Raw genomic sequence first — 13,864 nt, 5'->3', positions numbered from 1 at the left:
GTTTGTAAATACTTCTGTTCGCCAGCCAGTACACTATTCCGGCCCTGCTGTCAGCAGCGCTGGCCCGGCGTCATCAGTAGAGACCGGAAGGTGAGCGCTTGTTCCAATAGCGTCGCTTAGTCGAAATGCTTGTCCAGATGGGCGTGAGCCCCGCCATGCGGGATAGAATCACCCCTTTAGACGCCAATTACAGGCATTGCAGATTCGTACTCCTCCCGGATTTCGTCTTCTCCGAGTTGCGTATATAACGTAACCATATCTCCATCAGCGTCTCCACGAAGCGCCTTGATAACGTCACGGGGGCACCCTCCCCGGTTCAGCCAAGTCGTGAAACACCGGCGGGCATCATGAGGCGTAAACTCGTCGATGGTCTCTGCAAGTTCATCGTCGTTAGTTGCCTCCACCACGCGATCAGTTGCTTTTCCGACCCAGCGAGAAATGGTCATCGAGGAAACGTGGTCTCCTTGTCCATTCGGGAAGAGCCAGTCGGTTTCATCATCACGCGTCTCTAGCCAGTCACGAACCGCGGTCACCGTTTCGTCGTCTAACAGCTTGTGATCGGCATCGTTCTTTGCGAGCCGAGTCTCCCCCACTCCTTTCGGCGAGCGGTTGTACAGCTTTTTCGCGTCCAGATCGACATCCTCTGTCTTCAGTAGCGCGAGTTCCTTGCGGCGGAGTCCGGTTTTTGCCGCCAGCATCAGGAGGGCGTAGATCCGCGGAGTTCGATTCCACTTCAGGAGGGCAGTGTATTCGTGGGGTTGCAACGCGGTACCAGTATGCTGCCCGCTCCGCCGGAGTTGGGCACTGTTCTGACTCTTGAACGTCCCTAGAGCGGCTTCCACCTGATTCGACTCTGGCCCCCACTCTTGATCGCACATCCAGTCATAGAGCTTCTTCACCCGTTGAAGGTACGTTTCCATAGTGCTCGTGGCGACAGTGTCCCCATCGCGACCAGTCCACTCAGCGGCGAAGCGAAGTGCCTCCTGATCGGTGACCTCGCACAGGGGCTTGTCCTCGAGATACTCGCGGAAGTATTTGATACAGAGGCGGTAGGGACGTTCGGTTGACTCCGCGTAGTTCTGAGCGGTGAAGAACTCGCTGACTATGTCGTCGTTCGCGGGTGGATCTGGCTTGTTGTCTCCGTTGCGGTGTTCCTGTAGCTCTTTACGCAGTTCCCGATTCTCTTCTCGGAGTGCTCGGTTTTCCTCCCGGATAGCCTTCAATTCGTCGCGAATCTCGGCCAGGACCTCGTTCTCAGTCATAGTTGCCCGTTCTGACGGCGGATTAGGCCGGGATCGATGTCCGTGGCATCGCAATAGGCCTCGAACGCATCCCGGCTCGTGGCCTTTGCCTTCTCGTCGTAATCGTCGAGTTGAACATGTGCCCCATACTCGGGGCGGGACAGGGTTCGAGCGTACTGAAGAACGGTGTCGAAGTTGTAGCCGGTGAGTCTGGCCACATCGTACAGTTCGACGTAGTTCATACCCTCAGGGCCAGCATGTTGACCAGCGGCTTCGTTTTGGCACAGGATTTCAAGGATACTGGCTTCAGTTCGGTGGACACGACGGGCGGCGTCGAGGTGACCCTCCTCTTCTCGCTGTTGGTCAAGCTGGGCTTTCAGACGCTGTACCTGTTCTCGGTACTTGTTGACTTCTTCCTCTAACTCTTGGAGTCGTTCACGTTCGTCGTGACTGACAGCATCGAGTAGATCCTTCTCGGCTTCCATCCCTCGTTGGACGAGTTCCCCAACACCCTTCGACCACTGAGGGTCGTTCCCATCACCGCGGACGAGCCCCATTTCGTCGGTGATGAAGTTAGCGACCTCCTCCTTTGTGGGTCGCTGATCTCCCGGCTGACCGAAATACAGACGTATCATTCGGTCGGGGTTTGTCTCGCTCATATACCCAATTCAGGAGCGTTCTTTATAAGTGTTATCTATAATCAGGGAAATGTCGCCCGGAACACTAACTGCCAGCCTCATCCCGGGGCTGCGTGCCGCGTCGGCTGGCTAACCCTCGTGCCGGGCGACCGGGTACGCCCCGGCGGGCGGTCGCTCTCGCGACGGGTGTGCCGCGCCCGGGTTCGCCACGCTGTCATCGCTCCCAGTCGGGAGTACTCGGGTGGGGACTAAAGGCGCGGAGTAAGCCTACTCGACGCAGGCGGTTAAAGGGTGTGTCGCGGCCGGCTCGGTCGTCCCCGGCTGCTCGCCTCGCCGACAACCTCGGTCGTCCCCGGCTGCTCGCCTCGCCGACAACCTCAGTCGTCCCCGGGCTCCGGCGCGTCCTGTGGCGCGCCGCTGACGACCGGGTCGACCCCCTTCCGGCCGGCGTCGAGCTCGGAGAGCCCGTACACGAGCCCGACGAGGACGACGACGCCGACGGGGAGCAGCGCGAGCGGAGTGATCCGGGTGAGCCCCCAGACGAGCAGCAGCACGACGGCGACGACGGCGACCGTGAGCGCGTAGTACAGCTGCGTGCGGACGTGGTCGATCAGGTCGGCGCCGGTGAACGTCGAGGAGAGCACCGTCGTGTCCGAGATCGGCGAGCTGTGGTCGCCGAAGATGGCGCCGGAGAAGATCGTCCCGACCATCGCCGCGATGATCGTGTGGTCGCCAGTGAGGCTCCAGGCGACCGGGATGACGATCGGCGTCAGGATCCCCATCGTCCCCCACGAGGTGCCCGTCGAGAACGCGATGAACGCCGCGAGCACCAGCACCAGCGCCGGCAGAATCGCGACCGGGAACCCCTCGCCGACGACGCCGGCGACGTACTCGCCGGTCTGGAGCGCGCCCACGACCTCGCCGATCCCCCACGCGAGGACGAGGATCGACACCGCCGTGAGCATGAGGCCGAACCCGTCGATCGTCGTGTCGGTCGCCTCGCCCAGCGAGAGGATGCCGTAGACCTTCCCGAGCAGGAACCCGGAGGCGACCATCGCGAACGAGCCGTAGATGAGCGCCGACGCGAAGTCGGCGTTGGTCACCATGTCCATGAGGCTCGCGCCGGGGGAGTAGCCGGTCCACAGCGCGCTCCCGATCGTGACGGCGATGAGCACGGCGATGGGCGCGAAGAAGTTGATCAGCCGGGGGTCGTCGGCGCTCGGCTCGCCCAGGTCGGACTGCACGTCCTGCATCGGCCGGGCGCCCTCACGGTGCACCTGCCCCGTTCGCCACGAGCGGTGCTCCGCGTCGAGCATCTCGCCGTAGTCCCGGCCGGAGAACACGACGATGGCGACCATCACGATCGCGAGGATCGAGTACATGTTGAACGGGATCGAGTTGAGGAACACCTCGAACGCCGGCGGGTGGTCGGCGACGCCCGCTGCCTCGTACCCGTCGGCGATCAGCGAGAGCTGGAACGCGACCCACGAGGAGATCCCCAGCGTCGCCACCGGCGCCGCCGTCGAGTCGACGATGTAGGAGAGCTTCTCCCGGGAGATCCGCAGATGGTCGGAGACGTCCTTCATCGCCGAGCCGACGATCGCCGTGTTCGCGTAGTCGTCGAAGAAGAGGACGACGCCGAGTCCCCACGCCACCGCGCCGGCTTTCCGCTGGGAGTCGAGCTTCGCGATCGCCCAGTCCCGGACGGCGTAGGAGCCGCCGAGGTTCCAGATCATCGCGACGCCCGAGCCCAAAAGCAGGGTGAACACGAGGATCCGGACGTGGAAGTCGCCGGCGACGGCGGCGACGATCCACTCGAACGTCTGGACGACGCCGAGGCTCCCGGTGAAGATCACCGCCCCCGACCAGATGCCGAGGAACAGCGACAGCACCGCCTTCCGCGTGGCGATCGCCAGCACGATCGCGAGCAGCGGTGGAACGATCGACAGGGCGCCGAACTCTGAGGGCATATCCGGGGAACTACGTATCGAAGTGACATAAAGCCAACCGGCAACACGTGCCGGTATCGGCGTCGGCCGGCGACGACCGCGTTCGCCGTGCACCGATCGAGTACGACGCCTCGATCGGCGCCCCGTCGACGATTCCTCGGCCACTTGGGTGCTGCTCCGACGATCCGTGGCCGCCGGCCCCCTATCAGCCCGAAACCCTCGAAACCGTGCCGCAGTCGCCCTCTCGCGCCCGCTACCCGAACGCACTTAGGCACGCCTCTCCGAGGCCGTGGTAATGTCTGTCCGTGTCGGCCTCCTCGGCGCCACCGGCGCCGTGGGGCAACGATTCGTCCAACTGCTCGACGACCACCCGACGTTCGAGATCGCGGCGGTGACCGCCAGCCCCGACAGCGCCGGCGAGTCGTACCGCGACGCCGCCAAGTGGCGCGTCGACACCCCGATCCCCGAGGACGTGGCGGGGATGACCGTGCTGGAGACCAGCCCCGAGGCGCTGCCCGACGATCTGGACCTGCTGTTCTCCTCGCTCCCGTCCTCGGTCGGCGCCGAGGTCGAACCCGAGCTCTGCGAAGCGGGCTACGTCGTCTCCTCGAACTCCTCGAACGAGCGCATGGCCGCGGACGTGCCGCTGACGATCCCGGAGGTCAACCCCGACCATCTCGACCTGATCGAGACCCAGCGCGAGCAGCGCGGCTGGGACGGCGCACTCGTCAAGAACCCCAACTGCTCGACGATCACGATGACGCCGACGCTGGCCGCGCTCGACCAGTTCGGCCTCGAACGCGTCCACGTCGCCACGCTGCAGGCGGTTTCGGGCGCCGGCTACTCCGGCGTCACGTCGATGGAGATCATCGACAACGTGCTCCCGCACATCGGCGGCGAGGAGGAGAAGATGGAGACCGAGTCCCGGAAGCTGCTCGGCAGCGTCGACGACGGCGAGCTCTCGCTGCACGACGTTGAGGTCTCCGCGTCCTGCAACCGCGTCCCGTCGCTCGACGGCCACCTGGAGAACGTGTTCGCCGAACTCGACGCGAACCTCAGCGTCGAGGAAGTCCACGAGGCGCTCCTCGACCTCGACGCCGCCGACCTGCCGTCGGCGCCCGACCAGCCGATCCACGTGTTCGACGACCCCGAGCGCCCGCAGCCCCGGCTCGACCGGATGCGCGGGCAGGGGATGCAGATCTCCGCTGGGGGGCTGCAGGCGACCGACGAGGGGATCCAGTACAACTGCCTCGCGCACAACACGATCCGCGGCGCCGCCGGGGCGTCGGTGCTCAACGGCGAACTGCTGGTCGAGGAAGGCTGGATCTGACTCGGCCGCGGTCGGGCGCAAGCGACCGGTTCAGACGACGCGGTTCTCGATCTCGCCGCCGTTCTCCAGCGCCGCGTAGTTCGCCGCCACGATGTCCGCGAGTCGCTCGAAGTACTCCGGCGAGTGGCCGGCGTTGTGGGGCGTGATCCGGACGTTGTCGAACCCCCAGAGCGGGTGGTCGCTGGGCAGCGGCTCGGGGTCGGTCACGTCGAGGAACGCGGCGTCGATGTCGTTGCTCCGCAGCGCGTTCACGAGCGCGTCGGTGTCGACGACGCCGCCGCGGGCGACGTTGACGAGGTGGGCGTGTGGCGGCAGCGTCTTGAACGCCTCGTCGTCGAGCAGCTTCCGGGTCGCGTCCGTGAGCGGGCAGGCGAGCACGAGCGCGTCCGTGCGCCGGAGCGCGTCGTGGATCTCCTCGAAGCCGAGCACCTCGTCGGTCGGGCCGCCCTTCTCGGGGCTGTAGCGCACACCGATGGTGTCGACGCCGAACGGCTCGAGTCGGTCGACGACGGCCTGCCCGATCGCGCCGAGGCCGACGACGGTCACCGTCGAGTCCATGAGCTCGCGGCTGCCGTAAGACTGCCAGACGCGCTCGTTCTGCTGGCGGGCCGCGCGGGGGAACTCCCGCGCCAGCGAGATCAGCGCGCCGATCACGTACTCCGAGATGTTCGGGCCGTGGACGCCCGAGGCGTTGGTGACGGCGACGCCCGCCTCCTCGAGGGCGTTCATCGGGAGGTGGCCGGTGCCGGCGAAGGAGCACGCGAACAGTTCCAGGTTCTCCGCGCGGTCGAGCAGCTCCGGGTCGATGGTGAAGCCGGCGACGATCCGTGCGTGCGGGATCAGCTCCCGCTCCTCAGCGGGCGTCTCGGCGACGGCGACCTCGGCGTCGGGGAGGCGCTCGCGCATCGCGGCGGCGTAGTTGTCGACCGATAGCCCGTGGATCTTCTGGCGCAGCAGGAGCACGTCGGGTTCGCTCATGGGCGCGGTTCCGGACGGCGCGGAGAAGAGTGTACCCTTCTCCGCCGGCCGAAACCCGCCGGAACCAGTCGGGCTTTAGGCTCCCTGTTCCAAGCGCGACCGTGCTCGCCGCGGACACGCGCCAGCGCCTGCTCGTCGCCGTCGCCGCCGCCACGCGGTTCGGCGCCGGCATCCTCCTGGGGACGGGGCTGGCGTTCTACCTGGGTCGGAACGACGCCTCCGCGCTGGTGGTGGGGCTGGTCACCACCGCGTACTTCCTCGGGATGACCGTGTTCTCGCCGTTCTGGGGCGCCGTCGCCGACGTGACGGGGCGTCGACGCACGGTGCTCGTCGCGACCGGGCTCGGGGCGACGCTGGCGCTCGCCCCCCTCTTTCTGTTCTCGGGCGTCTGGGTGCCGATCCTCTCCCGCGGGCTGTACGCCGTGTTCGCCGTCGGCTTCGCGCCCGTGATGCTCGCTGTCGTCTCTGCCCGCGGCGGTGACGACGGACGGGGGCGCTCGCTCGGCTTCTTCAACGCCGCGCGGGCGACGGGGTTCACCGGCGGCCAGCTCGCGGTCGGGATGCTGCTCGGCCTGCTCGCGCCCGAGGGCGTCTACGCCGTGATCGTCGCCGCCAGCCTGGCGTCGACGCTCGTGGTCGTGTTCCTCGACGACAGCGTCGCCCCCAAACCCGACAGCCAGCCGACGGTCCGGGAACTGCTCGCGGAGGTGCGCCGGCGCCTGCTCCCGGCCGTCGACGACCGCGACCACCTGCGCCGGAACGGGCTCTGGATGCTGTACGTCGCGCTCGCGCTGCGGAACGGGACGGTGATGGGGCTGTTCGGGCTGATGCCGGTGTACCTCCCCGAGACGCTGGGGATCTCGGAGTTCACGATGGGCGTCCTGCTGGCGATCAACCCCGCCGGGCAGACGGTGTTCATGCTGCTGTTCGGCCGCGTCGCCGACGCCTGGGGGCGCAAGCCGCTGGTCGTCGTCGGGATCGCGGGCTCGGGGCTGTTCGCGCTGGTCGCCGCGGCGGCGACGCTGTTCTCGGGGCCGCTGCGGCTGGGGATCGCGGCGCTCTCGTTCGTGATCATCGCCGCCGCGTTCTCCGCGATGACGACGGGCGCGCTAGCGTTCATCGGCGACGTGGCGCCCGACAAGCGGGAGTCCGAACTGATGGGCCTGCGCTCGACGGCGAAGGGCGTCGGCGGCGTGTTCGGCCCGGTCGTCGTCGGCGGGCTGGCGGGCGTCTTCGGCTACCCGACGGCGTTCGCGGTCGGCTCCTCGATGGCGTTCGTCGCGGCGGGGCTGGCGGGCTGGAAGCTGGTCGAGAGCCGCGAGGGCGTGGTGCTGCCGGGGGGCGGCGCGGTGCCGGGCGACGACTGAGGCGTCCGGGACGGGCGCCGGGGTAACACTCAACCCGACGGATCGCCGACGGGCGACCATGGACCACGAGGCCACCGCACGACGCTACTACGACCTGGTCGACGCCGGCGAGTACGACGAGCTCGTCGCACTGTTCGCCGAGGACGTTATCTACGAGCGCCCCGGGCAGGCGACGATCGAGGGCCGGCTCGCGCTCCGGGAGTTCTACGAGGAGGGGCGACCGCTCTCGAACGGCGAGCACGAGCTCCACGCGGTCGTGCCCGACGGCGACACCGTCGCGGTCCGGGGCACGTTCCGCGGCGAGCAGGACGGCGAGACCGTCGAGCTCGGCTTCGCGGACTTCCACGAGTTCGAGGACGGGGCGATCGCGCGGCGCTACACGTACACCGACCGGGACACCGTGTGAGCGGTTACAGCTCGGTGATCCCCTCGTCGGTTATGAGCGTGTCCACCAGCTCCGTCGGCGTCGCGTCGTAGGCCGGGTTCTCGATCTCGACGCCCTCGACGGGCTCGCGCATCACCTCGCTGCCCGCACGGAACTCGTTCTCGAAGCGGAAGTCGTCGATCACCTTCGTCGAGGAACCGACGACGGTGACGGGCACGTCCTCGCGGTCGGCGACCGCGGCGATAGGGTAGGTGCCGATCCGGTTGTACAGCGTCCCCTCGACGATGCAGTCCATCCCGACGACGACGCGGTCGATCTCGCCCATCACGTAGCCGGCGGCGCTGTCGACCAGCAGGTGTGGCTCGACGCGGTCCATCCCCGCGAGCGTGCGGGCGGTTTTGCGCCCGAGGTAGCGCGGCCGCGCCTCGGTGACGTAGGCGGTGAGCTGACAGCCCTCGGCGCAGGCGGTCTCGACGGCTTCGAGCACCGTCGAGGAGTAGTCGTGGGTCAGGATCGTCTCGCCGTCCTCGAACGTGTCGGCGGCGTGGGCGGCCGCGCGGCGCTTCCCGGCGTCGACGCGCTCGACGGCGTCCTCGATCGCGTCCTCGAGCAGCTCCTTCGCCTCCTCGGGCGTGTCCGCCTCGCCGAGCACCGCGTCGGTGATGCTCCGCATCGCGGTGTGCAGCGAGGCGTGGGAGGGGTTCGCCCGCCGGAGCGCGCCCGCGTTGTGCTCCAGATCGCGGTCGAACGCGTCGGCGGCGACGTACTCCCGATCGAGCAGCTCACGGAGTGCGGTGGCGGCTTTCACCGCCACTGCCGAGGAGGAGTGGCTCCGCATCTCCCGGATCTCGGTGACCGTCTCGTCGATCATGGTCCCGGCGTGGGGCGCTCGCCCGATAGGTGTTGCTACTCGGCGGATCGAAGAACGGGCGAGGGCAACCCCGAGCGGGAAACTTATCTCCCTCACCCCGGCAGGGACACACGATGACGGGCGACGGCGCCGATCCCACGCGCACGCCGGCGGCAGCCATCGACCCCCCGTCGTGGTTCCGGGAGGGGGCGGCGGTCGCCGATCCCGGCATCCACGAGTCGTTCGAGCGCGAGTGGCCGGACTGCTGGCGGCGCGCCGGCGACCTGCTCGACTGGAGCAGCGAGTACGACACCGTGTTCCGGGGCGACGACGGCCCGCCGTTCGAGTGGTTCCCCGGCGGCGAGCTCAACGCCTCGGTGAACTGTCTCGACCGACACCTCCCGGAGCGGAAGAACCAGCGCGCGCTGGTCTGGGAGGGCCAGCTCGACGAGCGCCGGAGCTACACCTATCTCGAGCTGTACCGCGAGGTGAACGCGCTCGCGGCCGGGCTGCGCGACCTCGGCGTCGACGCGGGCGACGTGGTGACGATCTACCTCCCGATGGTGCCCGAACTGCCGGCGGCGATGCTCGCCTGCGCCCGCCTCGGCGCGGTGCACAACGTCGTCTTCGCGGGGTTCTCCGCCGAGGCGCTGGCCGAGCGGATGGAGCGCGCCGACTCGGCGTACCTCCTCACCTGCGACGGCTACTACCGCCGCGGCGACGCGATCGCCCAGAAGAACAAGGCCGACAACGCCCGCCTCGCCGTCGACCGCGAGGTGGACGTCGTCGTCCGCGACCACCTCGGCGAGGGCGTCCACCTCGGCGAGGGGTACCACGACTACGACGATCTCGTCGACGCCCACGAGGGCGAGACGGTCGACCCCGTCCCCAGAGCCGCGGCCGACCCGCTGTTCCGGATCTACACCTCCGGCACCACCGGCGAACCCCGCGGCGTCACCCACACGACCGGCGGCTACCTCGCCCACGTCGCGTGGACGGCCCAGTCCGTCCTCGACATCCGCCCGGAGGACACCCACTGGTGTGCCGCCGACATCGGCTGGATCACGGGCCACTCCTACGTCGTCTACGGCCCGCTGGCGCTGGGCGCGACGACGGTGCTGTCGGCGGGCACCGCCGACCACCCGGAGCGCGACCGGCTCTGGAAGCTGATCGACCGCCACGCCGTCGACGTGTTCTACACCGCGCCGACGGCGATCCGGGCGTTCATGAAGTGGGGCGCGGAGTACCCCGACGCCCACGACCTCTCCAGCCTGCGCCTGCTCGGTACGGTCGGCGAACCGATCGACCAGCGCGCCTGGCACTGGTACCGCGAGCACATCGGCGGCGGCGACTGCCCGATCGTCGACACCTGGTGGCAGACCGAGACCGGCGCGATCCTCGTCTCGACGCTTCCCGGCGTCGACGCGATGAAGCCCGGCGCCGCGGGGAAACCCCTCCCGGGGATCGCCGCCGAGGTGGTCGGCCCGACCGGCGACCCCGTCGCGCCGGGCGAGCGCGGCGAACTCGTCGTCACGCGGCCGTGGCCGGGGATGCCGGTCGCGCTCGCCGAGGGGACCGACTGGGGCGAACACGCCGTCTCCGAGCGCGACGGCTGGCGCTACCACCCCGAGGACGCCGCGACCGTCGACGAGGACGGCTACGTCACGTTCCTCGGGCGCGCCGACGAGGCGGTCAACGTCGCCGGCCGGCGGTTCAGCACGATGGAGCTCGAGTCGACGATCGTCGGCGTCCCCGGCGTCGCCGAGGCCGCGGTCGTCGGCGCCGACCACGAGGCGACCGGGAGCGCCATCTACGCCTACGTCGCGCCCGAGCACGGCGTCGACGAGGCCGACCTGCGGGAGCGCGTCCGCGCGGCCGTCGAGGACGCCGTCGGCGGCGTCGCGGTCCCCGAGGCGGTCGTGTTCACCCCGGACCTCCCCAAAACTCGCTCGGGGAAGATCATGCGCCGCCTGCTCGAGGACGTGGCCAACGGCGCGGATCTCGGCGACACCTCCGCGCTGCGCAACCCCGAGATCGTCGGCGAACTCCAGTCCCGGACCCCGGACGACCCCTGACCCGACCTGTTTCGGTTAGATCGACTTTCCGAAACTGAGTTCCACCGCAGTTAGTGCCGTTTTACCGAGCGCTACTCGTTCGACCGACAGCGGCTTCGGTGGACTTATTTCGGAACGCCGGACAGACCGAAACCGATGACGCTCGACGCCGACGGCTATCGGCGCGTCCGGCGGGCGGCCCGCACCCACCGCGAGGAGTTGGTCGTCCGCCTCTGTGGCGAGGCCGGACTGCGCCCGGCCGAGCAGGCACGCGTCCGGCCGGGCGACCTGTTCGAACACGGCGACGGCCACCTGCTCGCGGTGTTCGACACGGACCGCACGGGGGATCCCGAGCCCGCGCGGGAGACCGCGCTCCCGGCGGAGGTGGCCCGGGACCTGCGACAGTACGCCGCGAGCAACGGGATCGGCGACGACGATGCGCTGTTCCCCGTCTCGGCCCGCCGGCTGGCGATGCTGGCCGGCGAGGTGATCGACCGCACCGCCGGCGTCGACGCCTCGGTGACGGATCTCCGCCGACAGTTCGCCGCGCGGCTGCTCGCGGACGGCGTCTCCCCCGAAACCGTCGTCGAGCTCGGGGGGTGGGAGCGGCTGGACAGTTTGGCGCCGATGCTCCCCGATCCCGACCGCGGGGACCTGGTCGACGCGGTCGCCGGCGGCGGTGGCGGCGACGCGGACGCCCAGCCCGGCGGTTCCGGGGCGCTTTCCGCGGGCCTCGTCGACGCGAGCGCCGGTCTCGCGGGCGAGCTCGGCGACGCCGACCGACAGGAGGCGGTGGCGGCGACGGCGTGTGAGCGCCTCGCCGGCGTCGCCGGCGTCCGGTTCGCCTGGGTCGCCGAGCGCGTCGGCGACGCGTTCACGCTGCAGGCGGTCGCCGGCGTCGCCGAGCGGACTGTTCGCCGCCAGCTCGACGAGCACCGTGACGACGTCGACGCCGCCGTCGACGACGGAGAGATCCGGCGGTTCGAGGGGGCGAACGGCCCCGTCGCCGCCGTGCCGCTGCCGGGCGACGACTCGGCGAGGCTGCTGGCGCTGGGCGCGACCGTCGGGCCCGACGGCGCCGCCGACGCGCTGACCGCGCTGGCCGGCCAGCTCGGCCAGGCGCTGACCGCCGTCGAGCGCAAGCGGCTGCTGCTGGCCGACGCCGTCGTCGAACTCGACTTCCGCTGTCCGGCGGGCGCGTCGGTCGCGGCCGACCTCTCGGCGTCGCTCGACTGCCGGGTCGAGCTCTCCGGGGTCGTCCCGGTCGACGACGGCTCGCTGCTGTACTACCTCGACGTGGAGGGCGCGGGCGCCGAGGCGGTGATGAACCGGGCCGCGGCCGCCGGCGGCGTCGACGACGCCCGGCTGCTGGCGGAGTACGGCGACGGCGCGGCCGTCGAGGTGGTGGTGACCGACACCCCCGCGACGGCGCTGCTCGACGCCGGCGGCCGGGTGCAGTCGCTGGTCGCGACCGACGGGACGGCGACGCTCACGGCCGAACTCGCCGGCGACGCCGACGTGCGCGGGGCCGTCGACGCCGTGACCGGTGGCCACCCGGACGTGGCGCTGCTCGCGAAGCGCCGGACCGACCACCCCGCCGAGACCGCGGCCGGCTTCCGGGAGCGGCTGGCCGATCGGCTCTCCGACCGGCAGGCGACCGTGCTCCGGGCGGCGTACCACGCCGGCTACTTCGAGTGGCCACGGGACTCCACCGCGGAGGAGCTGGCCGACACCGTCGGCGTCGCCTCGCCCACGCTCCACAACCACCTCCGGAAGGCGGAGGGGAAGCTGCTCACCGCGTTCTTCGAGGAGCTCCCCTCGGGCGAGGACGACCGCTGACCGCGGGATGATTTTACCCGCCGGTTTTGGATAATTAGCTCGTCCGTTTATGGTGGGTGGTGGGGGATCGTTGATGGTAGATCATGGGAGAGGAAGACACGGAACTCGAAGCGCGGCTCGAAGCCCAGGACGTGTTCGAGCCGCCGGAATCGTTCGTCGAGCAGGCTAACGTCGCCGACCCCGGCGTGTACGAGGAGTTCGACGAGAACTGGCCGGGCTGTTGGGACGCCGCCGCGGAGATGCTCGACTGGGAGACCGAGTACGATCAGACGTTCGACGGCTCGAACCCACCCTTCTTCGAGTGGTTCACGGGCGGCGAGCTCAACGCCTCGGCGAACTGCCTCGATCGCCACCTCGACGAGCGCGGCGACGAGGCCGCGATCGAGTGGGTCGGCGAGCCGACCGACGAGGGCAACCGCACGTACACGTACGAGGAGCTCCACCGCGAGGTGAACGAGGCCGCCGCGGCGCTCCGCGATCTCGGCGTCGGCGAGGACGACGTCGTCACGATGTACATGCCGATGATCCCCGAACTCCCGATCGCGATGCTGGCCTGCGCCCGCATCGGCGCGCCGCACTCGGTCGTCTTCGCCGGCTTCTCCGCCGACGCGCTTGCGACCCGGATGAACGCGGCCGATTCGGAGTATCTCGTCACCTGCGACGGCTACTACCGGCGCGGCGACCCGCTCGACCACCTCGAGAAGGCCAACGAGGGGCTCGCCGGCGTCGACCACGAGGTGTCCGACACGGTCGTCGTCGGCCGACTCGCCGACAACGACGACGGGTTCGGCCACGAGCTCCGCGACGGGCAGCACGACTACGACGACCTGGTCGCCGGCTACGAGGGCGCGGAGGTCGAACCGGTCGACCGTGACGCCGAGGACATGCTGTTCCTCATGTACACCTCCGGCACCACGGGCCAACCGAAGGGCGTGAAACACACGACTGGGGGGTACCTCTCGTGGGCGGCGTGGACCTCCCACGCCGTACTGGACATCAAGCCGGAGGACACGTACTTCTGCTCGGCCGACATCGGCTGGATCACGGGGCACTCCTACATCGTGTACGGGCCACTCGCGCTCGGAACGACGACGATGATGTACGAAGGGACGCCGGATTATCCGGAGCGCGATCGCCTCTGGGAGATCGTCGAGGAGTACGAGGCGACGCAGCTCTACACCGCGCCGACGGCGATCCGGGCGTCATGAAGTGGGGGACGGAGTACCCCGACGC

Annotated in this window: 10 protein-coding genes and 1 pseudogene; 6 read left to right on the top strand and 5 right to left on the bottom strand. The window is 69.2% G+C overall.

Annotation, left to right across the window (positions count from 1 at the left end; all coding sequences use genetic code 11):
• Nucleotides 1-176 precede the first annotated feature (176 nt).
• From ACP95_RS09665 to ACP95_RS09655, 3 genes are all read right to left on the bottom strand, one after another.
• On the bottom strand, nucleotides 177-1,262 hold the full coding sequence (locus tag ACP95_RS09665) for a tyrosine-type recombinase/integrase (protein ID WP_049981011.1): 1,086 nt from the start codon (nucleotides 1,260-1,262) through the stop codon (nucleotides 177-179).
• Nucleotides 1,259-1,900: a hypothetical protein gene (locus ACP95_RS15740; protein ID WP_154018505.1), complete on the bottom strand. Its 642-nt coding sequence runs from the start codon at nucleotides 1,898-1,900 to the stop codon at nucleotides 1,259-1,261. Before ACP95_RS15740 ends, ACP95_RS09665 begins: the two co-directional genes overlap by 4 nt.
• 356 nt (nucleotides 1,901-2,256) lie before the next feature.
• A complete protein-coding gene (locus ACP95_RS09655) occupies nucleotides 2,257-3,849 on the bottom strand; it encodes a Na+/H+ antiporter NhaC family protein (RefSeq protein ID WP_049981009.1) in 1,593 nt (530 codons plus the stop codon).
• Nucleotides 3,850-4,123: 274 nt separating this feature from the next.
• Between ACP95_RS09655 and asd the strand changes: the two genes are divergently transcribed.
• Entirely contained in the window at nucleotides 4,124-5,158 is a 1,035-nt protein-coding gene (asd, locus tag ACP95_RS09650; RefSeq protein ID WP_049981008.1) for an aspartate-semialdehyde dehydrogenase, read from the top strand.
• A 30-nt stretch (nucleotides 5,159-5,188) separates the two neighbouring features.
• On the opposite strand, the gene ACP95_RS09645 is transcribed toward asd, so the two are convergent.
• Nucleotides 5,189-6,136 carry a D-2-hydroxyacid dehydrogenase gene (locus tag ACP95_RS09645; protein WP_049981007.1) on the bottom strand — a complete coding sequence of 316 codons (948 nt, stop codon included), beginning with the start codon at nucleotides 6,134-6,136 and terminating at the stop codon, nucleotides 5,189-5,191.
• A 101-nt stretch (nucleotides 6,137-6,237) separates the two neighbouring features.
• Between ACP95_RS09645 and ACP95_RS09640 the strand changes: the two genes are divergently transcribed.
• Together ACP95_RS09640 and ACP95_RS09635 are read left to right on the top strand one after the other, a co-directional pair.
• Nucleotides 6,238-7,503, top strand: coding sequence for an MFS transporter (locus tag ACP95_RS09640; RefSeq protein ID WP_049981006.1), 1,266 nt, complete (start codon nucleotides 6,238-6,240; stop codon nucleotides 7,501-7,503).
• A gap of 58 nt (nucleotides 7,504-7,561) precedes the next feature.
• Nucleotides 7,562-7,909 (top strand): nuclear transport factor 2 family protein, encoded by a 348-nt coding sequence (locus ACP95_RS09635; RefSeq protein WP_049981005.1) that lies wholly within the window; start codon nucleotides 7,562-7,564, stop codon nucleotides 7,907-7,909.
• Nucleotides 7,910-7,913: 4 nt separating this feature from the next.
• On the opposite strand, the gene ACP95_RS09630 is transcribed toward ACP95_RS09635, so the two are convergent.
• A complete protein-coding gene (locus ACP95_RS09630) occupies nucleotides 7,914-8,759 on the bottom strand; it encodes a translation initiation factor eIF-2B (RefSeq protein ID WP_049981004.1) in 846 nt (281 codons plus the stop codon).
• Between the two features lie 113 nt (nucleotides 8,760-8,872).
• Between ACP95_RS09630 and ACP95_RS09625 the strand changes: the two genes are divergently transcribed.
• The 3 genes and pseudogenes from ACP95_RS09625 to ACP95_RS09615 all read left to right on the top strand — a co-directional run.
• The gene (locus tag ACP95_RS09625) at nucleotides 8,873-10,813 is read left to right on the top strand and encodes an acetate--CoA ligase (protein WP_049981003.1); all 1,941 of its coding nucleotides are present in this window, start codon (nucleotides 8,873-8,875) and stop codon (nucleotides 10,811-10,813) included.
• A gap of 135 nt (nucleotides 10,814-10,948) precedes the next feature.
• On the top strand, nucleotides 10,949-12,631 hold the full coding sequence (locus ACP95_RS09620; RefSeq protein ID WP_049981002.1) for a bacterio-opsin activator domain-containing protein: 1,683 nt from the start codon (nucleotides 10,949-10,951) through the stop codon (nucleotides 12,629-12,631).
• Nucleotides 12,632-12,714: 83 nt separating this feature from the next.
• Nucleotides 12,715-13,864, top strand: a pseudogene (locus tag ACP95_RS09615) (AMP-binding protein); the annotation flags it as partial.

This window comes from Halolamina rubra (genome assembly GCF_000739555.1).
GTDB lineage: Archaea > Halobacteriota > Halobacteria > Halobacteriales > Haloferacaceae > Halolamina > Halolamina rubra.
This window is presented reverse-complemented; position numbering and strand designations above follow the sequence as displayed.

Coding starts and splice junctions, on each gene's coding strand:
- ACP95_RS09620 (WP_049981002.1), top strand. CDS start 10,949: ATGACGCTCGACGCCGACGGCTATCGGCGCGTCCGGCGGGCGGCCCGC.
- asd (WP_049981008.1), top strand. CDS start 4,124: ATGTCTGTCCGTGTCGGCCTCCTCGGCGCCACCGGCGCCGTGGGGCAA.
- ACP95_RS09645 (WP_049981007.1), bottom strand. CDS start 6,136: ATGAGCGAACCCGACGTGCTCCTGCTGCGCCAGAAGATCCACGGGCTA.
- ACP95_RS09630 (WP_049981004.1), bottom strand. CDS start 8,759: ATGATCGACGAGACGGTCACCGAGATCCGGGAGATGCGGAGCCACTCC.
- ACP95_RS09635 (WP_049981005.1), top strand. CDS start 7,562: ATGGACCACGAGGCCACCGCACGACGCTACTACGACCTGGTCGACGCC.
- ACP95_RS09655 (WP_049981009.1), bottom strand. CDS start 3,849: ATGCCCTCAGAGTTCGGCGCCCTGTCGATCGTTCCACCGCTGCTCGCG.
- ACP95_RS15740 (WP_154018505.1), bottom strand. CDS start 1,900: ATGAGCGAGACAAACCCCGACCGAATGATACGTCTGTATTTCGGTCAG.
- ACP95_RS09625 (WP_049981003.1), top strand. CDS start 8,873: ATGACGGGCGACGGCGCCGATCCCACGCGCACGCCGGCGGCAGCCATC.
- ACP95_RS09665 (WP_049981011.1), bottom strand. CDS start 1,262: ATGACTGAGAACGAGGTCCTGGCCGAGATTCGCGACGAATTGAAGGCT.